The sequence below is a fragment of the Streptomyces sp. 1-11 genome (assembly GCF_007176755.1).
Classification (GTDB): Bacteria; Actinomycetota; Actinomycetes; order Streptomycetales; family Streptomycetaceae; genus Streptomyces.
On sequence record NZ_BJTV01000001.1, the window covers coordinates 175,968 to 202,454 of the forward strand.

The window sequence follows — 26,487 nt, forward strand, 5'->3', positions numbered from 1 at the left end:
CCCGAACAGCCGTGCGCCAGAGGGACTTTGACAGTGCGTTCGGGAAAGCCGGACGGCTCGGTCGCGGGTTCGGCCGGCGGATCGACGCGCGACCGGCGGCCTGATCGGCTCCGGGGCGCCGCGGACCGGCTGCCAGGTCGGCTGCGGATCGGCGCCGGACGGCCGCCAGAGCGACTGCCGGACCGGCCGCCCCGTCGGCTGCGGATCGGCGCCGGACGGCCACCGGACCGGCCGCCTCGTCGGCTGCGGACCGGGACTCCGCTCGGCCGTGGGCCGGCCGGCGTGTCGGCGAGCCCACGAGTCGGCGAGTCGGCAAGTCGTTCCGCGGAGCAGCCTCCATGGCAGCACGGGTCAGCCGTCGGGAGCGGCGAGCGGCGGCGGCCGCATCGTCCCGCCGGCGCGCGGAGGGCGGTCGGGCGGGTCGAACAGCACCGCCAGCTTTCCGTGCAGTCCCCGGGCCCGGGCCGACTCCGGGTCGTGGAGCCGGATACGCAGTTCACGCACCGGTTCGTGCAGTCCTTCGGCGTGCCGGGCGGCCCCCACCACATGAGCGGCCTGTTCGTAGAAGTCCTTGCACTCGTCGTGGTCGTGCCCGTCCCGGCGCCACAGCACCACCGGATGGCCGGCCATCAGCGCCTCCCTCATCGCCGCCTGCCCCTCCCCGCTCGCCACCGGTCCGCAGTAGACCGGGACACTGGCGTGGTCCAGCACCGACAGGGTGCTGTAGTACAGGTACGGACTCGCGGAGCGGGCCGCGGCCACGTGGCCGTCGGCCGGGGACCGGCCGTGCAGCGGCTCGTGCGTGAGCGGGCCGCCGGCCACGCCCCGCCAGCGCTTGCGCCACTCCGGGGCGGGCGGCCGCTCGTTGCGCCGCAGGTCCCGTATGACGACGGTCCGGCGCATGCCGAGCGGCATCGACCGTTCGTCCACGAAGTCGTCGTCGTCATCGTCGTCACCGCCATCACTGCCATCACCGCCGTCATCGCCTGCAGCGCGCTCGCCGTGCGAGCGGCCGAGGCCGTCGCGGTGGCCGCGGTCCCCGGCCCGGAAGGCGCCTGGCTGCTCGGGCAGGAGCTGCCACTCGTCCACCGGCAGGTCGAACAGCTTGCGGGGCAGGAAGACCTCGATCCCCGCCAGGTGCTCACCGTGGTCCCCGAGGTTCAGCGCGCGGTCCAGCGGGGCGCGCAGCACCGCCGCGAGCTCTTCGACGCGCGCTCCCCGGTCGTCGGCGGCGACCGGGGTGACGTCCAGTCCGTCGTGGATCAGCTCCACGCTCCAGGGGTGCAGCCCGCCGTACATGGACGCGCCGATCCTGACCAGGACGTCGGTACGGCCGGCGGTCACCGTCCCGGCGGCCACGGGCGGTGACTCGCGGACGACGAACCGGGGACCGGGAAGGGCGGAGGGTTCGGACGCGGCCCGGAGCCCGTACGCGACCGGAGGTGCGGACCCTGCTGGGGCGGTGAGCGCGGTCGGGGACGCGGCCGTGGTCCCGGATGCCGCCGAGGTCCCCGGTGCCGCCGAGGTCCCCGGTGCCGCCGAGGTCCCCGGTGCGGCCGCCGTTTCCGGCGTGGCCGAGGTCGCCGGTGCGGCCGCCGCGGTGCGCCGGGCGTCCGGCGCTTCGTCGGATGCTTCGTGAGGCGCTTCGTTCACTCCGTCCGGCGGCCCGTTCCCCGCGCCCACGACCCTAGCGTCCGCCGGGCGCCCGGCCGGTCCGCCGTCCGGCCCCCGGCCGTCGATCCCCTCCAGCAGTCCCCGGATCGCCCCGCCCACGGCCCAGTGCCGATGCCGTCCGGCCTGCGCGCCCAGCCATTCGGTGAACGCGCCGAGCCGGGCCGGGTCGGTCTCACCGGGGCGCTCCCGCACGGTCTTGCGCAGCACCACCGCCGCGTACAGCAGGACGGCGTCGAGATCGACGAGCGTGCCGCCGCCCTCCGAGTCCAGGGTGCGCAGTCCGTACAACAGGGCCGCGCCCTCGCGCCAGGTACGCACGTTGCGCGGCACCAGCGAGCGCAGCCGTTCGCCGCGCACCCGCTCCTTGACCTCCTCCACCAGGTGGACGATCTCTCCCGCTCCGGCGGGCGGCGGCAGCTCGGCGAGGTGGGCGTAGAGCCGGGCGCGGAGTTCGGCGGTGATGCCGGACACGGGTGGTGCGAGCGCGGACAGGCCTGCCTGGAGCGTGGTCCAGTTCGCGTACGGCGACGGGTCGTCGAGGAGGCTCAGATGGTGCCGGTCATGGGCGCGCAGCACCTCGCGCAGGACCCCGGCGGTGTCGCGCCGGTCGAGCAGCTCGTGCAGCGCGGTGACCGGGACGGCGACGCCCTCCTCGCGGCGGCGGCCCTTGATGACCCCGACGACCGAGCCCTGCCGCAGGTCGAGCACGGGCCCGCCGGACAGTCCGCCGATCGGCAGACTGCCGCCGAGCAGCAGCGCGCGGGCGTCGGAACCCGCGAGTTCGCCGGTACCGTGCCGGACACCCAGCTCGCCCGTCTGCAGGGACCAGCCGTACAGCCCCAGCGGGGCGCGGGCCCCGGGCTCCCGGTCGCCCAGCCAGAGGCACCGCACGTCCTCCGCGTCCTCGACCCGGACCAGCGCGAGGTCGGGGAACGGCCAGGGGTCACGGAGCGAGTCCGGGTCCTCGGGCCGCGGCGCGAGCAGTACGGCCGTCCCGGTGCCCGAGCGCTCCCCCCAGGCGTCGGCGGCGGGCTCGTCGGTGCGTTCCTGCCAGGTCACGCGTAAGACGTTCTCCCCTCGGCACACCGCGGCTCCCCCCTTCCCCACGACATGGGCGCAGGTCAACAACCAGCCCGGGGCCACGAAGAACCCCGAGCCCCAGTACGGGTCACGGTCCGTTGCATACCCGTCACCCGCTGCGCCGATGCGCGCCAGGGAGGGGCGCACCATCTCGTCGAAGGCGCTCATGCGGGGCCGGGGGCCGGCGAGCGCTGCGGTACGACGCCGCCGCCGGGCGCCGCGGGGTCCGTGCCGTCCGCGGCCGCTGCCGGTTCGGTCCAGGTCAGGGACACCGTCAGGGACGACTTCCCACCGCCCTGCGCGATGGCGCTCACGATCCGGCCGGACTGCGCCGTCAGTTCGATCCCGAAGCTGACCGAGACCTCGACCGCCGCGGGTGTGTCCAGACCGGCGCGCAAGGAGCGCACGACGCCACCCACCGTGTCGGCCAGCCCGCCCGCCATGTCGACGACGCGGTCACCGAGCCCCGTGTCCCAGTAACCGCTCTCGTCGAGCGCCCCCTCGTCCCCCGCACCGAGCCTGGCCCAGACGACCGTTCCGTCGTCGAGCCGTACGCGTTGCACTCCTCCACCCATGACGCCCCCGTTCACCGAATGGGAGAAGAAGGCTAACTCCGGCGACAGGAGAGGGGGAGGGGCTGTGGACGACACGCGTCGTCACGGATCGCTCGTCACCCTCGCCGCCACCGTCCTGCTCGCCTTGCTCGTCCTACTCGTCGTCCTCGTCGTCGAGGCGGGCGAGCCAGGTGGCGAGCCGCTCGACAGGCACCTCGAAGTCCGGGTTGAGATCGACGAACGTGCGCAGCTGCTCGGCGAGCCACTCGAAGGTGACCTCTTCCTCGCCGCGCCGCTTCTCCAGCTCCTCGATCCCGCGGTCGGTGAAGTACATGAACTGCCTCTCCTGCATTTCCACCCAGCCCCTGTGGGTCCTCCTACAGCCTAAGCACTCCCCACCCGCCCCCGGACACGCCGAGCCACCCGCCCTCGGACGCCCCGAGCCCAGCGCCCCCGTCGGCACGAACAGGCGCCTTGACTTTCCCCATCCACGATATATCGTGTTTCTCAGAAGACGCGATATGGCGTGTCCGTGTCCGGCCAAGGAGGCCCCATGTCCGAGTGGTCCATCGCCGAACCCCAGAAGCTGACCTTCGACACCCCGGTACGCGACCTGCACGTCCGCATCGTCAACGGAACGGTGAACGTCGTCGGCACGGACGAGGGTTCCGCCCGCCTGGAAGTCACGGACATCGAGGGCCCACCCCTGATCGTCACCAACCAGGGCGGCACCCTCACGGTCGCCTACGACGACCTGCCGTGGAAGGGTTTCCTCAAGTGGCTGGACCGCAAGGGCTGGCGCCGCAGCGCGGTCGTCTCCCTCGCCGTCCCCGCCGACACCCGCGTGGAGGTGGGCGTGGTCGGCGCCGGCGCGGTCGTCTCCGGCATAAACGGCCCCTCGGTGATCAAGGGCGTCACCGGCGACACCACTCTGGTCGGCCTCTCCGGCCCGGTCCGCGCCGACACCGTGTCCGGCAACCTGGAGGCCCAGGCCGTCACGGGCGACCTTCGGTTCAACTCCGTCTCGGGCGATCTGACCGTGGTCGAGGGCTCGGGCCCCTCCGTGCGCGCCGACTCGGTCAGCGGCTCCATGATCATCGACCTGGACCCGGACGGCCCCACCGACATCGGCCTGACCAGCGTCTCCGGCGAGATCGCGATCCGCCTGCCGCACCCGGCGGACGCCGAGGTCGAGGCCAACACCGCGAGCGGCACCATCTCCAACGCCTTCGACGGACTGCGCGTGCACGGCCAGTGGGGCGCACACAAGATCACCGGCCGGCTCGGCGCGGGCAACGGCAAGCTCAGGGCCACGACGGTGTCCGGCTCCATCGCCCTGCTGCGCCGCCCGCCGGGCGAGGACGAGCCCCACACCCCCCGCGAGACCGGCGCCGGCTCCCCCGCCGACGGCACGACCGACAAGAAGGTGCTCTGACATGCCCCCCGTCTTCGCCCACGGCCGCCTGCGCCTGTACCTGCTCAAGCTGCTCGACGAGGCACCGCGCCACGGCTACGAGGTGATCCGGCTCCTGGAGGAGCGCTTCCAGGGCCTGTACGCCCCTTCGGCGGGCACGGTCTACCCGCGGCTGGCCAAGCTGGAGGGCGAGGGCCTGGTCACGCACACCACTGAGGGCGGCCGCAAGGTCTACGCCATCACGGACGCCGGCCGCGCCGAACTCGCCGACCGGAGCGGCGAGCTGGCCGATCTGGAGCTGGAGATCCGCGAGTCGGTGGCGGAGCTGGCCGCCGAGATAAAGGCCGACGTGCGCGGTGCGGCCGGCGACCTGCGGCGCGAGATGCGCGCCGCCGCCTCCGAGGCCCGCCGGGGCTCCGGGAAGGGCGGCGGTGAGCCGGGGCCCTCCGGGGAGGGCGGTGACCTCGGTGACAAGGAGGCCTGGCGGGCCGCCAAGGAGGAGATGCGCCGGGTCAAGCAGGAGTGGAAGGAGCAGGCCCGCCGCGCCAAGGACGAGAGCCGCCGGGCGCGCGAGGAGGCCCAGCGGGCCCGCCACCAGGCCCAGGAGGCCCAGACACGGGCGCGTGCCCAGGCGCAGGAGGAGATGCAGCGCATCGCCCGCCGGGTCCAGGACCGTGTGCAGGACCACTTCGCCCGCGGCGACTGGCCGACCGGCGTGCGCGACGGCCTGACCGAACTCGCCAAGGAGTTCGGTGAGTTCGGGAAGGAGTACGGCAAGGAGTTCGGCCGGGACCACGGCTTCGGCCGCCCCGCGGAGCAGGCGGGCACCGGCCCGCGCAAGTCGGCTCCGGCGGCACCGGAGTACTCCATGACCCCGGAGGACTTCCCGGCCGAGTACGAGCCGTCCTGGTCGCACGAGCCCCCCAGCGGCGACCCGGCCCGCGACCTGGACCGCCTGCTGGACCGCTTCCGGGACGACATCCGCGACGCGGCCCGCGACCACGGCGTCACCGCCGACCAGCTCCACGACGCCCGCCGGCACCTGTCGGCGGCGGCGGCGAACATCGGCGCGATACTGCGCCGCCCGAGGGTCTGACCCTCCGGGGGCCGGTCCGCCGGTGGCGTCGCCCGCTGGCGGACCAGGGCCGGCCGCTTCCCCGGGCCACACCACCGACGGGCGGGATCACTCGTTCGTCAGGACGATCTTCCCGAACTGCTCGCCGGACGCCAGCCGTTCGAAGCCTTCCCGGGCCCGGTCCAGCGGCAGGACCTCGTCGATGACGGGGCGTACGCCGGTGGCGGCGCAGAAGGACAGCAGGTCCTCCAGCTCGTCCTTGGTGCCCATGGTGGAGCCGACGACCTTCAGTTCGAGGAAGAAGATCCGGGTGAGTTCGGCGTGCGAGGGGCGGTCACCGCTGGTGGCGCCGGAGATGACGAGCGTGCCGCCGGGCCGCAGGGACTTCACCGAGTGGGACCAGGTCGCGGCGCCCACGGTCTCGATGACGGCGTCCACGCGCTGCGGCAGCCGGGCTCCCGACTCCACCGCCTCGACCGCGCCGAGCTCCAGCGCCCGCTTGCGCTTGGCCTCGTCCCGGCTGGTCGCGAAGACCCGCAGCCCGGCCGCCTTGCCCAGCACGATCGCGGCCGTCGCGACGCCGCCGCCCGCGCCCTGCACGAGGACCGAGTCGCCGGGCCGCACCCCGGCGTTGGTGAACAGCATCCGGTAGGCCGTCAGCCAGGCGGTCGGCAGGCACGCGGCCTCCGCGAAGGACAGCTCCTTCGGCTTGGGCAGGATGTTCCAGGTCGGCACCGCCACCTGCTCGGCGAACGTGCCCTGGTAGCGCTCGGTCAGGATGGAGCGGGGCTCCGTGGGGCCCACCCCGTGGCCGCTCTGCCCGATGACGGAGTGCAGGACGACCTCGTTGCCGTCCTCGTCGATCCCGGCGGCGTCGCAGCCGAGGATCATCGGCAGCTTGTCCTCGGCGAGGCCCACACCGCGCAGGGACCAGAGGTCGTGGTGGTTGAGGGAGGCGGCGCGGACGTTCACGGTGCTCCAGCCGGGCCGGGCCCCGGGGGCCGGACGCTCCCCCAACTCGAGTCCGGTGAGCGGCTGGTCGCGGTCGATTCGGGCGGCGTAGGCAGCGAACATGGGCTCGACGATAGGTGCGTCGCGCGGCCCGCGGAACCGCGTGGGGCTGTGACACATGCCCTCTTGCGCAAGGGCACCCGACCGGCGCAGCCCCGTCCGCGCCGACCCCGGCGCCGTCCCCCGCACCGCTTCCCGAAGCGGCCGTCCGACGGCGGCTGCGGGCAGAAGGACGGGCTGCCGAACGGCCGGGGACCGAGGAGCGGGGACGGACGGCGCCCCGGGTGAGGACGCCACCGGCCGGCCGGGCAAAGGCGATGGCCCCGCCCGGGACGGGCGGGGCCATGACCGTGCCGTGTCAGCGGCGCGCGACGCCCTCGGCGCGGGCGGCGGCCGCCACCGCGGCCGTCACCGCGGGAGCGACCCGCTCGTCGAACGGCGACGGGATGACGTAGTCGGCGGCGAGATCGTCGCCCACGACGGCGGCCAGCGCCTCCGCGGCGGCGATCTTCATGCCCTCGGTGATCCGCGTGGCCCGCACCTGCAGCGCGCCCGCGAAGATGCCGGGGAAGGCCAGCACGTTGTTGATCTGGTTCGGGAAGTCCGAGCGCCCGGTCGCGACGACCGCCGCGTACTTGTGCGCCACCTCCGGGTGGACCTCCGGGTTCGGGTTGGCCATCGCGAACACGAAGGCTCCCTCGGCCATGGAGGCGACCGCCGCCTCCGCGACCGTGCCGCCGGAGACGCCGATGAACACGTCCGCACCCGCCAGGGCGTCCTCCAGCGACCCGGTGATGCCGGCCTTGTTGGTGAAGGAGGCCAGCTCGCGCTTGACCGGCGTCAGGTCCTCCCGGCCGGCCGACACGACGCCCTTGCGGTCCGCCACGGCCACGTCCCCGATGCCGGCCTCGACCAGCATCTTGGCGATGGCGACACCGGCCGCGCCGGCGCCCGAGATGACGGCCCGGAGCTGCCCGATCTCGCGGCCGCTCAGCCGGGCCGCGTTGCGCAGCGCCGCGAGGGTCACCACGGCGGTGCCGTGCTGGTCGTCGTGGAAGACCGGGATGTCGAGGCGCTCCTGCAGCCGGCGCTCGATCTCGAAGCACCGGGGCGCCGAGATGTCCTCCAGGTTCACTCCGCCGAAGGAGGGAGCGAGCCGGACCACGGTCTCGACGATGTCGTCGACGTCCGTGCAGTCGAGCGCGATGGGCACCGCGTCGACCCCGCCGAACTGCTTGAACAGGATCGCCTTGCCCTCCATGACGGGGAGGGAGGCCTGGGGACCGATGTCCCCGAGTCCGAGCACGGCCGTGCCGTCGGTCACGACGGCGACCACCGAGGACTTCCACGTGTAGTCGTTGACCAGTTCCGGCTGCTCCGCGATCGCGGTGCACACGCGCGCGACGCCGGGCGTGTACGCGAGGGAAAGGTCGTCCTTGTCGCGGACCGGAACGGTGGCCTGCACGGCCATCTTGCCGCCGCGATGAAGCGCGAACGCCGGATCGAAGGAATCGAAGGGCTCGGCCCCGTCCTGATCCGTTGTGTTGTCGCTGCGAGGATTGACGATCTCCGCTGCCACTTTGTCTTACCCCTTAGGTATGCATGGTTTGAGGGTCGACCACTCCTGGTGAGGGGTGGGCGGGCACCGCGCAGGCCCGGTTACTGATGCGTACGGACGACTGCGCGACGGGCGCGCCGCACACGCGCCCTGAGCCCCGGATGAGGGGTGTAAAGAACCTTCTTACCGGACGGACGGCGCTGACGACGAGTCCATTAGGTGCAAGGTCACATCTGGGAACCAGAAAGCCACACGGTGATGACACGCGGCTGACAGGACCGCCACACCCCTGGCAAGGGCCCTGCGGGATGGGAAAAGCCACGGTCTTTGCCGACCACATGGTGAGACGCGACGAAGTTTTTACGGCCGCCGGCCTGGATCCCCGCAGATGGTCCGGGGCGTGGGGCCGGGGAGGGCCGTCCTGGCGCAGTTGGGGGATCACCCGTTATCCGATTTTGACATTGCGACTCCCCTGAATGGGCGAACCCCAATGGCAAGATGCCGTAAACCCACGAGGTCGCGACACCCGAAGTGTGTGTGTTTCCGTCGACCCATCGGCAGCTCTCTCCACCCGCCGGAGGAACCACCATGACCGCAAGCTCCACCCGTCGTACGACCGCCGCGCACTCCCGGCTAGCTGCGGTCGGTGCGATCGCGGTCGCAGGCGCCCTGCTGCTCACCGGCTGCGGTGACCAGACCAAGGACAGCGGCAACGACTCCGGCAGCTCGTCCGCCGGCAGCGCCCCGCTGGCCGCCAAGCTGCCCAAGGACATCCGCAGCAGCGGCGTCGTGCGGGTCGGGTCGGACATCGCCTACGCCCCGGTCGAGTACAAGGACAACTCCGGCAACGTCGTCGGGCTCGACCCCGACCTGGCGGCGGCCCTGGGCAAGCAGCTCGGGGTGAAGTTCCAGTTCGAGAACGGCACCTTCGACGGCCTGCTCACCGGTCTGCGCTCGGACCGCTACGACATCGCGATGTCGGCGATGACGGACAACAAGAACCGCCAGGAGGGCGTCGACCCCGACACCGGCAAGAAGGTCGGCGAGGGCGTCGACTTCGTCGACTACCTGACCGCCGGCGTCTCCATCTACACCCGCAAGGGCGACACCAAGGGCATCACGACCTGGGACGACCTCTGTGGCAAGAAGCTCGCCGTCCAGCGCGGCACCACGTCGGAGGACCTGGCCAAGGAGCAGGCCAAGAAGTGTCCGAGCGGCAAGAAGCTCGCCATCGAGGCCTTCGACGACAACCAGCAGGCCCAGACCCGGCTGCGCTCCGGCGGCGCGGACGCCGTGTCCGCCGACTTCCCGGTCGCCGCGTACGCGGTGAAGACCTCCGGCGGCGGCAAGGACTTCCAGGTCGTCGGCGAGCAGGTCGAGGCGGCGCCGTACGGCATCGCGGTGGCCAAGAAGGACACCCAGCTCCGGGACGCCCTCCAGGCCGCGATGGACGCCGTCATCAAGAGCGGCGAGTACGGCAAGATCCTCGAGAAGTGGGGCGCGGGGGACGGCGCCGTCAAGCAGTCCGTGATCAACGGCGGCAAGTGACCCGCGGACCCGCAGCGGCCACCGAGAGGCAACACCCGTGACTGACATCGACAAGCCGACGGCCGGGGAGCAGCGCACTCCCTCGGCCGGCCCGGACGCCATCAGGGCGATCCCGGTCCGGCACTACGGGCGGTACGTGACCGCCGTCATCGCCATCGCGATCCTCGTCGCGATCATCTACGCGTTCAGCCAGGGCCAGATCAACTGGCACGCGGTACCGGACTACTTCTTCGACGACCGGATCATGACCGGCGTCGGCAAGACCCTCCTGCTGACGGTCCTGTCGATGGTGATCGGCATCGTGGGCGGCATCGTCCTCGCCGTGATGCGGCTGTCGAAGAACCCGGTGACCTCGTCGATCGCCTGGTTCTACATCTGGTTCTTCCGCGGCACCCCGGTCCTGGTCCAGCTCTTCCTCTGGTTCAACCTCGGGCTGGTCTTCGAGTACATCAACCTGATGCCGTTCTACAAGGACTACTGGTCGAACTTCATGACGCCGCTGCTGACGGCGCTGCTCGGCCTGGGTCTGAACGAGGCGGCGTACATGGCGGAGATCTGCCGGGCCGGCCTGCTCGCGGTGGACGAGGGCCAGACCGAGGCGGCGCACGCCCTCGGCATGAGCCACAGCAAGACCCTGCGGCGGATCGTCATCCCGCAGGCGATGCGCGTGATCGTCCCGCCGACGGGCAACGAAGTGATCAACATGCTGAAGACGACCTCGCTCGTGGCGGCCGTCCAGTATCCCGAGCTGTTCCGCTTCGCCCAGGACATCGGCCAGAACTCCGGCGCCCCGGTGGAGATGTACTTCCTCGCCGCGGCCTGGTACCTGATCATGACCTCGGTGCTGAGCGTGGGCCAGTTCTACATCGAGCGCTACTACGCCCGCGGTTCCAGCCGCCAGCTGCCGGCGACACCATGGCAGAAGGTCAGGGCGAACATGCTCTCCCTGGGCCGGCCGAAGGGAGGCATGGCATGACCGACAAGCTGAGCAAGAGCGACGCCGTCCCCGCGGGCACGGCCCCGATGGTCAAGGCGGAGGGCGTTCACAAGTCCTTCGGCCACGTCGAGGTACTCAAGGGCATCGACCTGGAGGTCAAGCAGGGTGAGGTGTTCTGCCTCATCGGCCCCTCCGGCTCCGGCAAGTCGACCTTCCTGAGGTGCATCAACCACCTAGAGAAGGTCAACGCGGGCCGTCTCTACGTGGACGGCGAGCTGGTCGGCTACCGCCAGAAGGGCGGGAAGCTGTACGAGCTCAAGGACAGCGAGGTCGCGCTCAAGCGCCGGGACATCGGCATGGTCTTCCAGCGCTTCAACCTGTTCCCGCACATGACGGCCGCCGAGAACGTCATCGAGGCGCCGGTCCAGGTCAAGGGCGTCGCCAAGGCCCAGGCCAAGGAGCGCGCGATGCAGCTCCTGGAGCGGGTGGGGCTCGCCGACAAGGCCGGGAACTACCCCTCGCAGCTCTCCGGCGGCCAGCAGCAGCGGGTGGCGATCGCCCGGGCCCTGGCCATGGACCCGAAGCTGATGCTGTTCGACGAGCCGACCTCGGCCCTCGACCCGGAGCTGGTCGGTGACGTCCTGGACGTCATGCGCGACCTCGCCGAGTCCGGCATGACGATGGTCGTCGTCACCCACGAGATGGGCTTCGCCCGCGAGGTGGGCGACAGCCTGGTGTTCATGGACGGGGGCGTGGTGGTCGAATCCGGCCATCCCCGCGACGTCCTGACCGATCCGCAGCACGAGCGGACCCAGTCGTTCCTGTCCAAGGTGCTCTGAGCGCGCGCGGAACCTCACGGAGGAGGGGCGGTACGGACTTTCCGTACCGCCCCTCTCGCGTCGTCCGGCGCCGGCTCACTTCAGCGCGAGCAGCAGGGTGTCCGAGGGCGAGCACCACACCGGCCGCGCCTCCCCGAAGCCCTTCTCGCGCAGCACGCGCGCGTGCCAGGCCGGGGAGGGCGTGTCGCCGTCGGCGTGCTCGCCGTAGATCTCGAAGCGGCGGGCCGTCGGTCCGGCCAGGACCGGGTCCTCGGCGGCCAGCCGCCACCACTCGGCCCAGTCCAGCGCGCCGTCCAGCCTGGCCTGATCCATGCGGGCGTGCCGCTGGGCGCGCTCGGCCGCGTTGATCCGCGGGGTGCTCTCGTCGATCATGTGGTCCGCGTTCATGAACACACCGCCGGCGCGCACCAGTTCCGCGAGCCGTCCATAGAGTGCCGCGAGGGGTTCGCTGTGCAGCCAGTGCAGGGCGGTGGCGGTCAGCACCGCGTCGTACGAGTCGTACGGCAGCAGTGCGGGCCAGTCGGGGTCCTTGAGGTCGGCGGCGACGAAGCGGACGCGGTCGTCGCCCGCGAAGGTGCCCCGGGCGATGGCGAGCAGGGCCGGGTCGAGGTCCACCCCGGTGCTGGTGGCCCCGGGGAATCGCGCCAGCAGCCGGGCGGTGATGCTGCCGGTGCCGCAGGCGAGGTCGAGCACGCGCGGCGCCGGGCCCACGAGCGCCTCGACCATGTCGAGCATGATCCGGAACCGCTCCTCGCGGTCCGGCATGTACCACTCCTGCTGCCGGTCCCAGCTCTCCTGCCAGGCGGCCCAGTCGGTTCCGGTGCCCGTGCTGGTGGTCATGGAAACCCCGTCTCCCCTCGCACGCGTAATACCCTGGATGCACGACCGGCTGTTACCCGACCGCAGACCCGACCATAGAGCGCCTCCGTAAGGACTACAAGTGGAACTGGCCTATTACTCGGATTACGCCGTACGCCTCGTCAACAGCGAGGAGCCGGTCCGCGGCAAGGACTCCCTGACCTCCGTGGAGGCCGTGCGCGACCTCTTCGGCGTCAACGCCTCGGCGGCCCGCCGCGCCACCGACGCCGACGTCACCCGCTTCCGCTCGGTGCGCTCCCGGCTGCGCTCGGTCTTCGAGGCGGCCGACCAGGGCGACGAGACCCTCGCCGTCGACCTCCTGAACTCACTGCTGCTGGAGTTCCCGGTCAGCCCGCAGATCTCCGGCCACGACCACCGCGACGAGGACGGCCGCCCGCTGTGGCACATGCATCTGGCCGACCACCCCTCCAACGCGACCGCCGGCTACGCGGCCATCGCGGCGATGGGCCTCGCCTTCCACCTGACCGAGTACGGCGTCGACCGGCTGGGCCTGTGCGAGGCGGCCCCGTGCCGCAACGCCTACCTCGACACGTCCACCAACCGCTCCCGGCGCTACTGCTCCGACCGCTGCGCGACACGTGCGAACGTGGCCGCCTACCGGGCCCGCAAACGCCTGGAGGCCGACCGGTCGGTGAACAGCGGCCTCGCCGCGGAGAACACCCAGCGCGCGAGCGCCAGCGGCGAACGCTGACCCGGCCGCAGCGGCCGGTACCGCAGCAACGCCCTGCCCAGGACCAGTTCGTCGGGCACCACCCCGTAGTCGGTGCTGTCGCCACCGGCGTAAGGGTTGTCGGCGAGCACCCACCAGCCGCCCTCGCGCCGCTCCACGGCACGTTTGACGACGAGCAGGTCCTGCTGGAAGGGGTGCCTCAGCACCACGACGTTCCCCGGCCTGACCACGGCCCCGTACCGCAGCAGCAGCCGGTCCCCGTGACGCAGCGTGGGCACCATGGACGGACCCGTCACCTCGGCCAGCCCGAAGGGCGCCCCGGCTCTCCCCCGCTCGCTCTCCTGCGACAGCTCCGGCATCCCGGTACCTCCCCGGTCCGTTCCTCCACCAGTCCCAGTGTGACCCTGGACTTTTGTCCTAAGCCCTAGGGGGCACTCACGAAAACAGGTCCCTCAGGGAGTAATGTCGCACCTGAGAAGACGATCACGAGGAAGGAATGCTCCATGCTTTCCCGCCTGTTTGCCCCCAAGGTCAAGGTCAGCGCGCACTGCGACCTGCCCTGCGGTGTGTACGACCCGGCCCAGGCCCGCATCGAGGCGGAGTCGGTGAAGGCCGTCCAGGAAAAGATGGCCGGCAACGACGACCCGCACTTCCAGACGCGTGCCACCGTCATCAAGGAGCAGCGCGCCGAGCTGGCGAAGCACCACGTCTCCGTGCTGTGGAGCGACTACTTCAAGCCCCCGCACTTCGAGAAGTACCCGGAGCTGCACCAGCTGGTCAACGACACCCTGAAGGCCCTCTCGGCCGCCAAGGCGTCCACCGACCCGGCGACGGGCCAGAAGGCGCTGGACTACATCGCGCAGATCGACAAGATCTTCTGGGAGACCAAGAAGGCCTGATCTTCGGTCATGCCACTTGACCTGCGATTTCTTCGATCGCCTGGTCTATCTGTCCGCACCCGGTCCGCAGGCCGCCGAGCACGGCGTCCGTGACGGCCCGGGTGCGGTCTTCTTCCCCCGGCCGGAGGAGAACGCGGCGGCCAGGAGTGAGGGCCGCGAGCCCGTCGCCCTGGCTCGGGCAGTGAGCCCGGCGGCGACCTCGGGGATCGGCGGTCAGTCCCCGCGTCGTGACCGCACCACGAACAGCACGGTCAGCGGACCGATGATCATGCCCACGATCGCACACACCACGATGACGGTGACGATGCTCATCAAGTTCCCCCAAGGCAGTGCGTCGTTGAGGTGTCAGTAGGTTTCCCCGGCGCTGCTCAGCTACCGGCTCCGCCGGGCCGGCGCACCATGGAGACGTCGACCAGGTCCTCGGCCTCCACGACGAAGCCGTGGCGCTCGTAGAGCCGGCGGGCGGCGCTGCCCTGCAGGACCTTCAGGGCGACCGTCCTGCCCTGCGCGTCGGCGCGCTCCAGCACGCTCCGCAGTACGGCGGAACCCAGCCCGCGGCCCTGGTGGTGCGGGGCGAGGTAGAAGTGCTCCAGCCACCGCCTGTCCCCGGCGGGCCGGACCGTGACGCATCCGGCGAAGTCGCCGCCGCTCATGACGACCGACGTGTACCGGGTGGAGAAGGAGTCCCGCAGCCGCTGCCGGACGCGGTGCTCGTCGTAGCGTCCGAGGCGTTCGAGGTCCGCGCGCATGACCGCGGCCCGCAGCTCGGCGATCGTCTCGACGTCCGCGGTCGTCGCGGACCGCAGCGACCAGTCCGCGGCGCACGCCGGCGCCTGCGCGTCCACCACGTCCGCCGTGTCCGCCGTCCCCGTCCCTCGCCCGCTCGCCGTCGTCCCGGTGTTCATGGCTGGAGTATCGCAGCCGCCCCGTGCCAAGCTGTCGGTGTGAGCCTGGAGGACCTGGTACGGCTGCGGCGGGTGCGCGACCGCATGGACCGTGAGTACGCCGAGCCGCTCGACATGGCCGAACTGGCCCGCGGCGCGCACATGTCACCCGGCCACTTCCAGCGCAGCTTCCGCAAGGCGTACGGGGAGACGCCGTACAGCTATCTGATGACCCGCCGGGTCGAGCGGGCCAAGGCGCTGCTGCGGCGCGGCGATCTGACGGTGACCGAGGTGTGCTTCGCCGTGGGCTGCACCTCCCTCGGCTCCTTCAGCTCCCGGTTCACCGAGCTGGTCGGCCGGACGCCGAGCGCCTACCGGGCCGGCTCCCACGAGGAGAGCGCGGTGATCCCGTCCTGTGTGGCTCGCTCGTTCACCAGGCCGCGGCGCCGTCCGTACTGATCCGCACCGGAGTTCCGGGCACGGCGGTCCGGCTGCGCCTAGCGTGAGGTCATGGACCTGAAACTCAAGCAGTGCTTCATCGCCGTGGACGACCACGACAAGGCGCTCCACTTCTACTGCGACCTGCTCGGCATGGAGGTCCGCAACGACGTGGCCTTCGAGGGGATGCGGTGGGTCACCGTCGGCTCACCCCTGCAGCCGGACGTGGAGATCGTGCTGGAGCCGCCGGGCGCCAGCCCGGACATCTCCCGGGCCGACAAGCAGGCGATCGCCGAACTGCTCGCCAAGGGGCTGCTGCGCGGCGTCATCTTCACCACCACCGACTGCGACGCGCTCTACGAGCGGGTCCGGGAGGCCGGCGGGGACGTGCTGCAGGAGCCGACGGACCAGCCCTACGGGGTGCGGGACTGCGCGTTCCGCGACCCGGCCGGGAACATGCTGCGGTTCCTCCAGCGCCCCGCGGACCCGGACGCGAACTGAAGCCACCCGCCCGGGCATCGGCCCGGGTCGGCGGCTGTCAGGGCGCCGTGGTCAGCTCCATGGCTCCACATCCACCACGGCGCGGACCGGGACGGGCCCGTACACGTGCGGGAACTCCTCGCCGTCCGGCGGCATGGCCTCGTACCTCACCGGCACGCCGAGCAGCGCGGGGTCCACGACCAGCACGACCAGCTCGTCCGGGCCCTCGTACCCGCCGTACAGGAGGGCCGCGATGCGCGGGAGCTGCTCACGGGTGGAGAAGTGGACGAACCCCTCCTCCTGGAGGGTGCGGCCGCGGGTGGACACCTCGTAGGCGCCGCGGGCGCGGGCCTCCTCCCACAGCGAGCGCTCGGTGATGTGGACGATGTGCGGAAGCTTCGGCATGCGGCCACGCTACGGCCCCGGCCGGGCCCCGCGCACCGGTGCCGAGCGGCCACCCCCGGCGGCCGTCCGGCCCGCCGGGCCGTGGGGCCCGCGGCTCAGGGCTGCCGGCCGGTGGTACCGCCGGGCGGTGAGGGCGCGCTCGCGGTGTCCGGGGTGGCCGTGGCCGTGGACCCGGGCTCGGCGTGGCGCACGTGGGCCGCGCAGTCGGCGTTGCGGCACGGGCCCGGGCCCCACTTCGGCACCCAGGCGCCCAGCGTCTTGTACCGGCCGACGACCGTGTCGACGGGCTGTCCGCAGACGGGACAGACGTGGTTCTCGCTGTCCATGTCCTCAGGGTAGGGCGGACGGGGGCTCAGCGCTCCCTGCGGTACGTCCGCACGACCGCCCCGTTGCCGAAGGTGCGCACCGAGTCGAGGGCGAACTGAGTGATCCGCAGGCCGGTGCCGAACATCGGCATGCCGGTGCCGTAGACGATCGGGTAGCTCTTGATCACGAGTTCGTCGATCTCGTCGAGCAGGGCTCCGGCGAGCCGCGAACCTCCGCACAGGTAGATGTCCAGGCCCCCTTGCTCCGCCTTCAGTTCACGGACGCGGCCGGTCACGTCGTCGGCGATGACCTCGACGTTCGGGTCGGGCGAGGCGCCGAGGGTGCGCGAGGCGACGAACTCGCGCAGATGGGCGTAGGGACTGGTGATGCCCTCCTTCAGTGCCAGCTCGTAGCTGCCGCGCCCCTGGACGACCGTGTCGAACCGCCGGTTCTCCAGGTGGTCGAAGCCGAACCGCGCCCGGGCGTGGGTGGGCAGGGTCTCCGGGAACTCCGTCCTGAGGAAGCCGAGGTATTCCTCGTCCATGAAGCGGAGCAGCGCGGAGGCATCGCCCTGTTCGTCGCCGATGAAGCCATCGAGCGAGCAGGCGATGAAGTACGTGAGCTTTCGCAAGCGGATCTCTTTTCGTAGGCTGCGCGGCGGCGGGATGACCACTACGCTTGTCGTGGTTCATTTTTAGTACTCCGGTTGTAGTGGTTGCAAGGTCTTTCCGGGACGGGTTCCGTTCCGGGGCGAAGTGGGAGAAGAGGTTCCGCATGGCGGGCAATCCGGAACGGCGCGCTGCGCTGGTGGACGCGGGCATCGCCGTCCTGGCTCGGGAGGGCGCGCGCGGGCTGACGTTCCGCGCCGTGGATGGCGAGGCGGGCGTGCCCACCGGTACCGCCTCGAACTACTTCACCGGCCGCGACGACCTGCTCCGCCAGATCGACGCCCGGCTGCACGTGCGGCTCGCGCCGGACCCCGGGCCGCTGGCCGAGTTGCTGCGCGGGCCCCGCGACCGGGGCCTGGTCACCGCTCTGATGCGGGACCTGATGGGCCGCGCGCTCCGTGACCGCACCGGCTACCTGGCCCTGTTCGAGATGCGACTGGAGGCCACCCGGCGCCCCGAGCTGCGGACCTCCTTCACCGCGTCGCTGCGCGGGGACCTGGAGCAGGGCATGGAGTTCCACCGCTCGGCCGGCCTGCCCGGCGGCGACGAGACCGTCGCCGTCCTCTACCTGGCCATGCTCGGTCTGATCCTGGAGCACCTGACCCTCCCCGGCGTCCTGGACGGGGCCCTGGAGGGCGTGAGCGTGCCGGAGGGCATGGTCGAGCGGATCGTGGCGACGGTCGTACCGGAGGTGTAGCCCCCCGGGAGAGCGGCTCATTCACGCGGAAGCGGGAGGCCGCCGCTCACGGTGAAGCGGCGGGTCCCGCGCACGGTGGAGCGGCGGGTCCCGCGCACGGTGGGGGTGCGCGGGGCCCGCCCGGGCCGGAACCCCGGTGACCGTGCGGGGTCAGGAGCCGCACGGTCCCGGTGGTTCCGGGGTCCTCGGCCGGCCGTCGGACGACGGACGGCTCAGCTGCTGCGCCGGGTCACGAACTCGGCCAGGGCCAGCAGCCCGCCCGCCGACTCCGGCGCGGGGACGGCACGGGCCAGTTCCTGCACCGCCCGGGCCATCCGGTCGGCCGCCTCGGCCTGCGCCCAGTCCCGGCCGCCGGCCCGCTCGACCGCCAGGGCCGTACGGGCGATCTCCCCGCCGTCCCCGTCCTCCCCCTCGGTGTACGGCTTCCCGTACAGCGCGGCGAGTTCGGCCCCCGCCGGGGTGCCGGAGGTCAGGGCCGCCACCACCGGCAGGGACTTCTTGCGGACGGCGAGGTCCGCACCGGCCGGCTTGCCGGTGCGCAGCGGGTCCCCCCATATGCCGATCACGTCGTCGATCAGCTGGAAGGCGAGCCCGGCCTGGCGCCCGAAGCCGTCGAGCGCCGCCACCTCCTCCTCCCCCGCGCCCGCGTACAGTGCGCCGAGCGCGCAGGCGCAGCCCAGCAGCGCCCCGGTCTTCGCCTCGGCCATGACGAGCACCTCGTCCAGGGTCACCTCCTCGGGAGCGCGCCGTTCCAGGGCGGTGTCGGTGTGCTGCCCGGCGCACAGCTCGACGACGCAGTCGGCGAGCCGGGCGGCGGCCTGCCCGGAGACCGGGTGCGGATCCGCGGCGAGCAGCCGCAGGGCCAGCGCCTGCAGGGCGTCCCCGGCGAGGATCGCGTCCGCGTCGCCGAACACCGTCCAGGCCGTGGGCCGGTGTCTCCGGGTGGCGTCCCGGTCCATCACGTCGTCGTGCAACAGCGTGAAGTTGTGGATCAGTTCGACCGCCACGGCCGCCCGGACGGCCGCCGCTGCCGCTCTCGGTCCGCCGAGCGCCGCGGCCGCGGCGAGGACGAGGGCCGGCCTGATCGCCTTGCCCGCGTTGCCCGCCGCCGGCGTGCCGTCCGCGTGCTCCCAGCCGAAGTGGTAGCGGGCGATCCGGCGCATCGAGCCGGGCAGCGACTCGACGGCCGCGCGCAGTTCCGGGTCCACGACGGCCCGGGTCCGCTCCAGCAGGGCCGTCGCCTCCTGCCCGTCGGGCGGGCCGGCCACGGCGCCGCCGGTGGACTCGCGCGGTGCACGCGGTCCGGGTGCGCGCTGTCTGGTCTCCGTCATGAAATCGGCCATGGCTCCCCCTCGTGACACCCACGGACGACGGCTGTTCCGCCCCGGAGCGACGCATACCCCGGGGATGTACCCGCCCCGGAGGGCGGGGACACGGCGGCGCGGTGCGCGGACGTCACCTCCACCGGCCGATCTCGACGTTCTCCAGCACGCCGAGCGCGTCCGGCACCAGGACGGCGGCCGAGTAGTACGCCGTCACCAGGTATTTGATGATCGCCTGCTCGTTGATGCCCATGAAGCGGACGGACAGGCTGGGCTCGATCTCGTCCGGGATGCCGGACTGCCTGAGGCCGATGACACCCTGGTCGGCCTCACCGGTACGCATGGCGATGATGGAGGTCGTGCGCTCGGGGGTGACGGGGATCTTGCTGCACGGGTAGATCGGCACGCCTCGCCAGGTGGGAATGCGGTTGCCGCCGATGTCGATGGTCTCCGGGACCAGGCCGCGCTTGTTCAGCTCACGCCCGAACGCGGCGATCGCACGCGGGTGGGCGAGGAACAGCTTGGTGCCCCGCCGGCGGCTGAGCAGTTCGTCCATGTCGTCCGGGCCGGGCACACCGTCGTGCGGCTGGATCCGCTGGTCGTACTCGCAGTTGTGCAGCAGCCCGAAGTCCCGGTTGTTGACCAGCTCGTGCTCCTGACGCTCCTTCAGCGCCTCGACCGTCAGCCGCAGCTGCTGCTCGGTCTGGTTCATCGGCTGGTTGTACAGGTCGGCCACGCGCGAGTGGATGCGCAGCACGGTCTGGGCGATGCTCAGTTCGTACTCGCGCGGCCGGGCCTCGTAGTCGACGAAGGTGTGCGGGATGTCCGGCTCCCCGCTGTGGCCGGCCGCCAGCTCCACCTCCTTCTCACCGAACTTGTTGGTCCGCTGCTCCGGGATGGAGCGCAGCCGCCTGAGGTGTTCGCGCAGCGAGTCGGAGCGCTCGGCCACCTGCTCGAAGTCCTCACGGCCGAGGACCAGCACCGTGCACCCTGTGTCCGCCCGGGCCGTGTACTCCCAGATGGCGTCCGGGTCCAGCAGCGCCGCCTCGCCGAAGTACGCGCCGTCGGCGAGGACGCCTAGGACGGCGTCGTCCCCGTACGGGCCCGTGCCGATCTTCTCCACCCTGCCGTGGGCCAGCAGGTAGACCTTCTCGGTCCGGGCGCCGAAGGAGGCGATGACCTCTCCGGGCGCGAAGTTGCGCTGGCGGCAGCGCCGGGCCAGCTCGGCGAGGACCTCGTCGTCCTCGTACGACCGCAGCGCCGGCAGCTCACCGAGCTCGGCCGGGACGACCTCCACCTGGTCCCCGGTCTTCACGAAGGTGATGCGGCCGTCGCCGACGGCGTACGTCAGCCGCCGGTTCACCCGGTACGTGCCGCCCTGGACGTCCACCCAGGGCAGTGTGCGCAGCAGCCAGCGGGAGCTGATCTCCTGCATCTGCGGAACGGACTTGGTGGTGGTGGCCAGGTTCCGCGCTGCCGCCGTGCCGAGAGACTGCTGCGGCTTGCCCTGCTCCGTGCGGACCTCTTCGCCTACCGACATATGGGGGTGCCCTCTCATGTATGCCCGGCGCCGAATCGCACACCGGTCTCACGAGCAAGCTTCCATGACGCAACGTAGCGGTGCCATTACCCGAAAGAGCGGGAATGGATCATCGCACTACTGGGCAGAAAGTGGGATCTTGCCCACCACCCGGCCGGGATGCGCCGAGTGTCCGGAACGGCTCGCACAGCGTGCGAACGAGGTAGTCCGGGACGTCCGGTTTCGGTAGAAGCACCGGTACGAGTGGGCCGCGTCCGGCGGCCGACCGGGCACAGCACGAAGGAGGCGGTCATGGCGCCACCCATGTCCGCGAGCGGGTTCCTGGCCGCGCTGCGCGCCGAGGGCGCGACCGTCGTCGAGGTCGGCGACTGGCGGCACCACAACCGCAACCACAAGGGGCCGTGGGGCCCCGTCCACGGCGTGATGATCCACCACACGGTGACCCGGGGCAGCGCCCACACCGTCGAGATCTGCCGCGACGGGCGCGCGGGGCTCCCCGGCCCGTTGTGCCACGGCGTCGTCACCAAGGACGGCACCGTGCACCTGGTCGGCCACGGCCGCGCCAACCACGCGGGGCTCGGCGACGACGAGGTGCTGCGGGCCGTGATCGCGGAGAAGCGGCTGCCGCCGGACAACGAGGCGAACACCGACGGCAACCGGTACTTCTACGGCTTCGAGTGCGAGAACCTGGGCGACGGCGACGACCCCTGGCCCGAGGCGCAACTGGACGCGATCGCGCGGGCCGCGGCGGCCGTGTGCCGCCACCACGGCTGGACGGAACGGTCGGTGATCGGCCACCTGGAGTGGCAGCCGGGCAAGGTGGACCCGCGCGGCTTCACGATGGCGTGGCTGCGGGAGCGGGTGAAGGAGCGCCTGAAGGCGTAGCCGTCCGCCGCCCCCGCCGGGCGACAATGGGGACGTGACCAGCACTGACCCGCTCGCCCCGCGCCTGCCCTCACCCCTGCAGGAGGTACGGGACGACCGGTTCGGCCGGCACGGCCTGCGCCTGCTCCTCAAGCGGGACGACCTGATCCACCCGGAGCTGATCGGCAACAAGTGGCGCAAACTGGCGCCCAACATCGAGGCGGCAGGGGGCCGGGCCCTCGTCACCTTCGGCGGCGCCTACTCCAACCACCTGCGTGCCACCGCGGCGGCGGGCCGGCTGCTGGGGCTGCCGACCACCGGCGTGGTCCGGGGCCAGGAACTGGCCGGCCGGCCGCTCAACCCGTCGCTGGCCCGGTGCGCCGCCGACGGCATGCGGCTGCACTTCATCGACAGATCGACATACCGGCACAAGCACGAGCCGGAGACCCGGGCCGCCGTCCTGCGCGCCGCCGGCGCCGAGGATGCGTACGTCGTCCCCGAGGGCGGCAGCAACGCCGCGGCCGTGCGCGGCTGCCGGGCCCTGGGCGCGGAGCTGGGCGGGCACTGCGACGTCGCCGCGGTGGCCTGCGGCACCGGCGGCACGCTCGCCGGACTCGCCGCCGGGCTGCCGCCGGGCAGCCGGGCGCTGGGCGTCCCGGTACTCAAGGGCGGCTTCCTGGCGGCCGGCATACAGGCCCTGCAGGAGAGCGCCTTCGGGGCCCGCACCGGCGACTGGTTCCTTGACGACCGCTTCCACTTCGGCGGCTACGCCCGCACCACGCCCGAGCTCGACGCCTTCGCACAGGACTTCGAGCAGCGGCACTCCCTGCCCGTGGAGCGCCTGTATGTCGCCAAGATGCTGTACGGACTGGTCGCCCTGGCCGGGGAGGGCGCCTTCGCGCGCGGGACGACGGTCGCGGCGGTGGTCACCGGGCGCCCCTTCCCGTAGCCCGGCACGCCCCGGCGCGACCCGGCACGCCCCAGCACGGCATGACACGGCACGGCACGGCACGGCCGGAGTTCCTACGCCGCCTCCCGGTAGGCGGCCGCCTCCTCCAGGTCGAGCCTGCGCAGGAGCGCGCGGAGCATCTCGTCGTCGATGTAGCGGTGGTCGCGGAGCCTGACGAACACGGCGCGCTCGGCGCTGATCATCTCGCGGGACAGCCTGCTGTAGGTGTCGTCGACGGACTCGCCGGTGACCGGGTTGACCTGGCCGAGCCGCTCCCAGACGGCGTTGCGGCGACGCTCCAGCACCGAGCGCAGCCGGTCGGCGAGCGGCGGCGGAAGGGCGTTGCGCTCGTCGGAGAGGAGTTCCTCCAGGCGTCTCTCCGCGGCCAGGGAGGCCTGCGCCTGCGCGTTGGCCTCGGCGAGCGTCTCGGCCTGCCGGTCGCGGCTGGGGAACTTCAGCAGCCGGATCAGCGGCGGCAGGGTCACGCCCTGGAGGACCAGGGTGCCGATGACGGTGGTGAAGGTGAGGAAGAGGATCAGGTTGCGCTGCGGGAAGGGGTGCCCGCCGTGCACGGTCAGCGGGATGGAGAAGGCGATGGCGAGGGAGACCACTCCGCGCATCCCGGCCCACGAGGTGACCATCGCACCCCGCCAGGTGGGATTCTCCTCGCGCGTCCTGATCCGCTCCGACAGCAGGCGGGGCACGAAGGCCGCCGGGTAGACCCAGACGAACCGGGCCAGCACGACGACCACGAAGACCGCGACCGCGTACCAGGCGGCCGTGATTCCCTCGTACTCGCCGAGGCCCTTCAGGACCACCGGCAGCTGCAGCCCGATCAGGGCGAAGACCGCGGACTCCAGGATGAAGGCGACCATCTTCCACACCGCTTCCTCCTGGAGGCGGGTGGCGAAGTCGACCTCCCACGCGCGGTGCCCGAGGTAGAGGGCGACGACCACGACCGCGAGCACACCGGAGGCGTGCACCTGCTCGGCGACGCTGTAGGCGACGAACGGGATCAGCAGGGACAGCGTGTTCTGCAGCAGCGGTTCCCGCAGGTGCGTGCGCAGCCAGTGCAGGGGCGCCATGAGCAGCAGGCCCACGCCGACCCCGCCGACGGACGCGATCAGGAACTCCTCGATGCCGCCCGCCCAGGTGGCGCCCTCGCCGATGGCGGCGGCCAGCGCCACCTTGTAGGCGGTGATCGCGGTGGCGTCGTTCAGCAGCGACTCCCCCTGCAGGATCGTGGTGATCCGGGACGGCAGCCCGACCCGGCGGGCGACCGCCGTAGCGGCGACCGCGTCGGGCGGCGCCACCACCGCGCCGAGCACCAGGGCGGCGGGCAGCGGCATCCCGGGGACGACCAGGTAGGCGGCCCAGCCCACGAGGACGGTCGCGAACAGCACGTACCCCACCGACAGCAGCGCCACCGGCCTCACCTGGGCCCGCAGGTCGAGGTAGGAGCTGTCGCTCGCCGAGGTGTACAGCAGCGGGGGCAGCACGAGCGGCAGGACCACCTCGGGGTCGAGCCGGTAGTCCGGCACGCCGGGGATGTAGGAGACCGCCAGGCCGACCGCGACCAGCAGCAGCGGCGCCGGCAGCGGGGTCCGGCGGGCCGCCCCGGCGACCGCGGCACTCCCCGCCACCAGCAGAAGCAGCGGCATCACGTCCATGGTCTTCGCCCACCCTCGTTTTCCGCGCGGGCACCCGCGCGCCCGTCGTAACCTGGCAATCATGAAACAGTGCACGCACTCCGACGCGCTGCCGCACCCCCAGCCCGAGCCGCTCAGCGAGACGTGCCCGGAGTGTCTCGCGCAGGGCACGCACCCGGTGCAGCTGCGGCTCTGCCTGACCTGTGGCCACGTCGGCTGCTGCGACTCCTCCCCCGGACGGCACGCCACGGCGCACCACACGGAGACCGGCCACCCGGTCATGCGGACCTTCGAACCCGGCGAGGACTGGCGCTGGTGCTTCGTCGACCACGTGCTCGTGTGACACTTCAGGGAGCGGCTGCCGCCGACGGTTCGGGCGTGTGACGCCGGGGTACGTCAACCCGACGCGCGCACTTCCCATTTGGGCCCGCGAACCCTCTAGACACGGAGCGTATTCGCAGCTTTACTGTGAGTGACGCCAGGGGGTTGGGGTCCCGGGGACAGAAACGTTCGGAGCGCGATAGCGTCACCGCGGAACCACGTATGCGTTACCCCGGGGGGCGACCCTCGGCCCCGTAAAGCTTGTACCACCATGGAGGTGAGGGTGTCCCAGATCGCAGGCGAGCCCGCGACCCAGGACTTCGTGGAAGTCCGGCTGCCGGCTGCGGGTGCCTACCTGTCGGTGCTGCGGACGGCCACGGCCGGTCTGGCGGCCCGCTTGGACTTCACCCTGGACGAGATCGAGGACCTGCGGATCGCCGTGGACGAGGCCTGCGCGATCCTGCTGCAGCAGGCCGTGCCCGGCTCCGTGCTCAGCTGTGTCTTCCGGCTCGTCGACGACTCGCTGGAGGTCACGGTGTCGGCGCCGACCACCGACGGCCACGCCCCCTCGCGGGACACCTTCGCCTGGACGGTGCTGTCCGCACTGGCGGGGAAGGTCTCGTCCGCCGTCGACGAGGACAAGACCGTGTCGATCAGCCTCTACAAACAGCGCGGCGCGGGTCCCGGGCCGGCGTGAGGAACGGGGACGGGCCGGTGCGGGACGAAGAGCGCGGCACACGGGAGCTGCCTGCGGAGGGCCGAGGCCCCGAGGACGGCGCCCGACGCATGGCGGACGGCATCGACGGCATCCCCGAGCAGGCCAGGCCGCACCCGGAGGACGACTCCGCAGAGGCCGCCGGCGACGGTGCCGTGCAGAGCGCGCCCCCGGAGGCACGCGGTGGGTCCGCTTCCGCCGCCCACCCGGAGGCGAGGGCTCGGGGAAGGGCTACGGGCGGGACGATGAGCGAGCACGAGCGATACGCGGAGGACGACGCGGTGGGCGCCGAGGCCGTGCCGGCCACTCATCACGAGCCCCAGGACCGCAGCGGGGCGCGTGCGATGTTCCTCGAACTGCGCCTGCTGAACGCGGGCAGCGCGGAGTACGCGGAACTGCGCAACCAGCTCGTCCGTATGCACCTGCCGCTCGTCGAGCACCTCGCGCGCCGCTTCCGCAACCGGGGCGAGCCGCTGGACGACCTCACCCAGGTCGCCACCATCGGTCTGATCAAGTCCGTCGACCGCTTCGATCCGGAGCGCGGCGTGGAGTTCTCCACGTACGCGACCCCGACCGTCGTCGGCGAGATCAAGCGGCACTTCCGCGACAAGGGCTGGGCGGTACGGGTGCCGCGCCGGCTGCAGGAGCTGCGCCTCGCGCTGACGACGGCCACGGCCGAGCTGTCCCAGCTGCACGGCCGCTCGCCCACCGTCCACGAGCTGGCCGAGAAGCTGGCCATCTCCGAGGAGGAGGTCCTGGAGGGCCTGGAGTCCGCCAACGCGTACTCCACTCTCTCGCTGGACGTGCCCGACACCGACGACGAGTCCCCCGCGGTGGCCGACACCCTCGGCGCCGAGGACGAGGCGCTGGAGGGCGTGGAGTACCGGGAGTCCCTCAAGCCCCTGCTGGAGGACCTGCCGCCGCGCGAGAAGCGGATCCTGCTGCTGCGCTTCTTCGGGAACATGACACAGTCCCAGATCGCGCAGGAGGTGGGCATCTCCCAGATGCACGTCTCCCGGCTGCTGGCCCGCACCCTGGCCCAGCTGCGGGAGAAGCTGCTGGTGGAGGAGTGACCGCGGCCGCCTGATCCGGCTGGCCGCGGCCGGCCGGA

Annotated in this window: 29 protein-coding genes; 15 read left to right on the forward strand and 14 right to left on the reverse strand. The window is 72.1% G+C overall.

Annotated elements, in window-relative coordinates; all coding sequences use genetic code 11:
- Nucleotides 1-351: 351 nt before the first annotated feature.
- The 3 genes from TNCT1_RS00735 to TNCT1_RS00745 form a co-directional block, all read right to left on the reverse strand.
- On the reverse strand, nucleotides 352-2,922 hold the full coding sequence (locus tag TNCT1_RS00735; protein WP_308789262.1) for a trypsin-like peptidase domain-containing protein: 2,571 nt from the start codon (nucleotides 2,920-2,922) through the stop codon (nucleotides 352-354).
- Complete coding sequence (locus tag TNCT1_RS00740; protein ID WP_143627024.1) at nucleotides 2,919-3,329, reverse strand: CU044_2847 family protein; 411 nt, start codon at nucleotides 3,327-3,329, stop codon at nucleotides 2,919-2,921. Before TNCT1_RS00740 ends, TNCT1_RS00735 begins: the two co-directional genes overlap by 4 nt.
- A gap of 133 nt (nucleotides 3,330-3,462) precedes the next feature.
- Nucleotides 3,463-3,642 carry a DUF6104 family protein gene (locus TNCT1_RS00745; RefSeq protein ID WP_003992906.1) on the reverse strand — a complete coding sequence of 60 codons (180 nt, stop codon included), beginning with the start codon at nucleotides 3,640-3,642 and terminating at the stop codon, nucleotides 3,463-3,465.
- A 219-nt stretch (nucleotides 3,643-3,861) separates the two neighbouring features.
- Here TNCT1_RS00745 and TNCT1_RS00750 point away from each other — a divergent pair, with 219 nt between their 5' ends.
- A complete protein-coding gene (locus TNCT1_RS00750) occupies nucleotides 3,862-4,743 on the forward strand; it encodes a DUF4097 family beta strand repeat-containing protein (RefSeq protein ID WP_143627026.1) in 882 nt (293 codons plus the stop codon).
- Nucleotide 4,744: 1 nt separating this feature from the next.
- Nucleotides 4,745-5,818 carry a PadR family transcriptional regulator gene (locus TNCT1_RS00755; RefSeq protein WP_143627028.1) on the forward strand — a complete coding sequence of 358 codons (1,074 nt, stop codon included), beginning with the start codon at nucleotides 4,745-4,747 and terminating at the stop codon, nucleotides 5,816-5,818.
- A gap of 87 nt (nucleotides 5,819-5,905) precedes the next feature.
- Here TNCT1_RS00755 and TNCT1_RS00760 read toward each other — a convergent pair whose 3' ends face one another.
- Together TNCT1_RS00760 and TNCT1_RS00765 are read right to left on the reverse strand one after the other, a co-directional pair.
- A complete protein-coding gene (locus tag TNCT1_RS00760) occupies nucleotides 5,906-6,871 on the reverse strand; it encodes a zinc-binding dehydrogenase (RefSeq protein WP_143627030.1) in 966 nt (321 codons plus the stop codon).
- Between the two features lie 295 nt (nucleotides 6,872-7,166).
- On the reverse strand, nucleotides 7,167-8,387 hold the full coding sequence (locus TNCT1_RS00765) for an NADP-dependent malic enzyme (RefSeq protein WP_143627032.1): 1,221 nt from the start codon (nucleotides 8,385-8,387) through the stop codon (nucleotides 7,167-7,169).
- Between the two features lie 567 nt (nucleotides 8,388-8,954).
- Here TNCT1_RS00765 and TNCT1_RS00775 point away from each other — a divergent pair.
- Genes TNCT1_RS00775 through TNCT1_RS00785 form a run of 3 tightly spaced genes read left to right on the forward strand, consistent with a single transcriptional unit; the run spans nucleotide 8,955 to nucleotide 11,690 of the window.
- Nucleotides 8,955-9,914 carry an ABC transporter substrate-binding protein gene (locus tag TNCT1_RS00775; protein ID WP_143627034.1) on the forward strand — a complete coding sequence of 320 codons (960 nt, stop codon included), beginning with the start codon at nucleotides 8,955-8,957 and terminating at the stop codon, nucleotides 9,912-9,914.
- Nucleotides 9,915-9,951: 37 nt separating this feature from the next.
- A complete protein-coding gene (locus tag TNCT1_RS00780) occupies nucleotides 9,952-10,890 on the forward strand; it encodes an amino acid ABC transporter permease (protein ID WP_143627036.1) in 939 nt (312 codons plus the stop codon).
- Nucleotides 10,887-11,690 carry an amino acid ABC transporter ATP-binding protein gene (locus TNCT1_RS00785; RefSeq protein ID WP_281294062.1) on the forward strand — a complete coding sequence of 268 codons (804 nt, stop codon included), beginning with the start codon at nucleotides 10,887-10,889 and terminating at the stop codon, nucleotides 11,688-11,690. The genes TNCT1_RS00780 and TNCT1_RS00785 overlap by 4 nt, the downstream gene beginning before the upstream one ends.
- 75 nt (nucleotides 11,691-11,765) lie before the next feature.
- On the opposite strand, the gene TNCT1_RS00790 is transcribed toward TNCT1_RS00785, so the two are convergent.
- A complete protein-coding gene (locus TNCT1_RS00790) occupies nucleotides 11,766-12,530 on the reverse strand; it encodes a trans-aconitate 2-methyltransferase (protein WP_143627038.1) in 765 nt (254 codons plus the stop codon).
- A 100-nt stretch (nucleotides 12,531-12,630) separates the two neighbouring features.
- Here TNCT1_RS00790 and TNCT1_RS00795 point away from each other — a divergent pair, with 100 nt between their 5' ends.
- Nucleotides 12,631-13,260, forward strand: a complete 630-nt coding sequence (locus TNCT1_RS00795; RefSeq protein ID WP_143627040.1) for an ABATE domain-containing protein — start codon at nucleotides 12,631-12,633, stop codon at nucleotides 13,258-13,260.
- On the opposite strand, the gene sodX is transcribed toward TNCT1_RS00795, so the two are convergent.
- Nucleotides 13,164-13,598 (reverse strand): nickel-type superoxide dismutase maturation protease, encoded by a 435-nt coding sequence (gene sodX / locus TNCT1_RS00800; protein WP_143627042.1) that lies wholly within the window; start codon nucleotides 13,596-13,598, stop codon nucleotides 13,164-13,166. The genes TNCT1_RS00795 and sodX overlap by 97 nt on opposite strands.
- Before the next feature lie 144 nt (nucleotides 13,599-13,742).
- Here sodX and sodN point away from each other — a divergent pair, with 144 nt between their 5' ends.
- A complete protein-coding gene (gene sodN, locus TNCT1_RS00805; RefSeq protein ID WP_143627044.1) occupies nucleotides 13,743-14,138 on the forward strand; it encodes a superoxide dismutase, Ni in 396 nt (131 codons plus the stop codon).
- A gap of 368 nt (nucleotides 14,139-14,506) precedes the next feature.
- Here the strand turns inward: sodN and TNCT1_RS00815 are convergent, their stop codons facing one another.
- Complete coding sequence (locus TNCT1_RS00815) at nucleotides 14,507-15,043, reverse strand: GNAT family N-acetyltransferase (protein WP_143627046.1); 537 nt, start codon at nucleotides 15,041-15,043, stop codon at nucleotides 14,507-14,509.
- 39 nt (nucleotides 15,044-15,082) lie between these two features.
- Between TNCT1_RS00815 and TNCT1_RS00820 the strand changes: the two genes are divergently transcribed.
- Nucleotides 15,083-15,481 (forward strand): helix-turn-helix transcriptional regulator, encoded by a 399-nt coding sequence (locus tag TNCT1_RS00820; protein ID WP_143627048.1) that lies wholly within the window; start codon nucleotides 15,083-15,085, stop codon nucleotides 15,479-15,481.
- Between the two features lie 51 nt (nucleotides 15,482-15,532).
- Nucleotides 15,533-15,961 carry a VOC family protein gene (locus TNCT1_RS00825; RefSeq protein WP_143627050.1) on the forward strand — a complete coding sequence of 143 codons (429 nt, stop codon included), beginning with the start codon at nucleotides 15,533-15,535 and terminating at the stop codon, nucleotides 15,959-15,961.
- A 51-nt stretch (nucleotides 15,962-16,012) separates the two neighbouring features.
- On the opposite strand, the gene TNCT1_RS00830 is transcribed toward TNCT1_RS00825, so the two are convergent.
- From TNCT1_RS00830 to TNCT1_RS00840, 3 genes are all read right to left on the reverse strand, one after another.
- Nucleotides 16,013-16,345, reverse strand: a complete 333-nt coding sequence (locus TNCT1_RS00830; RefSeq protein ID WP_143627052.1) for a DUF952 domain-containing protein — start codon at nucleotides 16,343-16,345, stop codon at nucleotides 16,013-16,015.
- 95 nt (nucleotides 16,346-16,440) lie between these two features.
- Entirely contained in the window at nucleotides 16,441-16,671 is a 231-nt protein-coding gene (locus TNCT1_RS00835) for a hypothetical protein (RefSeq protein WP_143627054.1), read from the reverse strand.
- Nucleotides 16,672-16,697: 26 nt separating this feature from the next.
- On the reverse strand, nucleotides 16,698-17,282 hold the full coding sequence (locus TNCT1_RS00840) for a dihydrofolate reductase family protein (protein ID WP_143627056.1): 585 nt from the start codon (nucleotides 17,280-17,282) through the stop codon (nucleotides 16,698-16,700).
- 143 nt (nucleotides 17,283-17,425) lie between these two features.
- On the opposite strand from TNCT1_RS00840, the gene TNCT1_RS00845 reads away from it, so the two are divergent.
- Nucleotides 17,426-18,016: a TetR/AcrR family transcriptional regulator gene (locus TNCT1_RS00845; protein WP_143627058.1), complete on the forward strand. Its 591-nt coding sequence runs from the start codon at nucleotides 17,426-17,428 to the stop codon at nucleotides 18,014-18,016.
- Between the two features lie 212 nt (nucleotides 18,017-18,228).
- Here the strand turns inward: TNCT1_RS00845 and TNCT1_RS00850 are convergent, their stop codons facing one another.
- Both TNCT1_RS00850 and TNCT1_RS00855 read right to left on the reverse strand, forming a co-directional pair.
- Complete coding sequence (locus TNCT1_RS00850; RefSeq protein ID WP_143627060.1) at nucleotides 18,229-19,359, reverse strand: family 2 encapsulin nanocompartment cargo protein polyprenyl transferase; 1,131 nt, start codon at nucleotides 19,357-19,359, stop codon at nucleotides 18,229-18,231.
- Between the two features lie 112 nt (nucleotides 19,360-19,471).
- The gene (locus tag TNCT1_RS00855) at nucleotides 19,472-20,878 is read right to left on the reverse strand and encodes a family 2B encapsulin nanocompartment shell protein (RefSeq protein ID WP_143627062.1); all 1,407 of its coding nucleotides are present in this window, start codon (nucleotides 20,876-20,878) and stop codon (nucleotides 19,472-19,474) included.
- Nucleotides 20,879-21,169: 291 nt separating this feature from the next.
- On the opposite strand from TNCT1_RS00855, the gene TNCT1_RS00865 reads away from it, so the two are divergent.
- Together TNCT1_RS00865 and TNCT1_RS00870 are read left to right on the forward strand one after the other, a co-directional pair.
- Nucleotides 21,170-21,763: an N-acetylmuramoyl-L-alanine amidase gene (locus TNCT1_RS00865; RefSeq protein WP_143627064.1), complete on the forward strand. Its 594-nt coding sequence runs from the start codon at nucleotides 21,170-21,172 to the stop codon at nucleotides 21,761-21,763.
- A gap of 34 nt (nucleotides 21,764-21,797) precedes the next feature.
- Nucleotides 21,798-22,691 (forward strand): 1-aminocyclopropane-1-carboxylate deaminase/D-cysteine desulfhydrase, encoded by an 894-nt coding sequence (locus TNCT1_RS00870; RefSeq protein WP_143627066.1) that lies wholly within the window; start codon nucleotides 21,798-21,800, stop codon nucleotides 22,689-22,691.
- 74 nt (nucleotides 22,692-22,765) lie between these two features.
- On the opposite strand, the gene TNCT1_RS00875 is transcribed toward TNCT1_RS00870, so the two are convergent.
- Complete coding sequence (locus TNCT1_RS00875; protein ID WP_143627068.1) at nucleotides 22,766-24,361, reverse strand: Na+/H+ antiporter; 1,596 nt, start codon at nucleotides 24,359-24,361, stop codon at nucleotides 22,766-22,768.
- Between the two features lie 61 nt (nucleotides 24,362-24,422).
- Here TNCT1_RS00875 and TNCT1_RS00880 point away from each other — a divergent pair, with 61 nt between their 5' ends.
- From TNCT1_RS00880 to TNCT1_RS00890, 3 genes are all read left to right on the forward strand, one after another.
- Entirely contained in the window at nucleotides 24,423-24,683 is a 261-nt protein-coding gene (locus TNCT1_RS00880; RefSeq protein WP_143627070.1) for a UBP-type zinc finger domain-containing protein, read from the forward strand.
- 261 nt (nucleotides 24,684-24,944) lie between these two features.
- On the forward strand, nucleotides 24,945-25,358 hold the full coding sequence (locus tag TNCT1_RS00885; RefSeq protein WP_004925829.1) for an anti-sigma regulatory factor: 414 nt from the start codon (nucleotides 24,945-24,947) through the stop codon (nucleotides 25,356-25,358).
- Nucleotides 25,355-26,449 carry an RNA polymerase sigma factor SigF gene (locus tag TNCT1_RS00890; protein WP_143627072.1) on the forward strand — a complete coding sequence of 365 codons (1,095 nt, stop codon included), beginning with the start codon at nucleotides 25,355-25,357 and terminating at the stop codon, nucleotides 26,447-26,449. The genes TNCT1_RS00885 and TNCT1_RS00890 overlap by 4 nt, the downstream gene beginning before the upstream one ends.
- The last annotated feature ends 38 nt before the right edge of the window (nucleotides 26,450-26,487 follow it).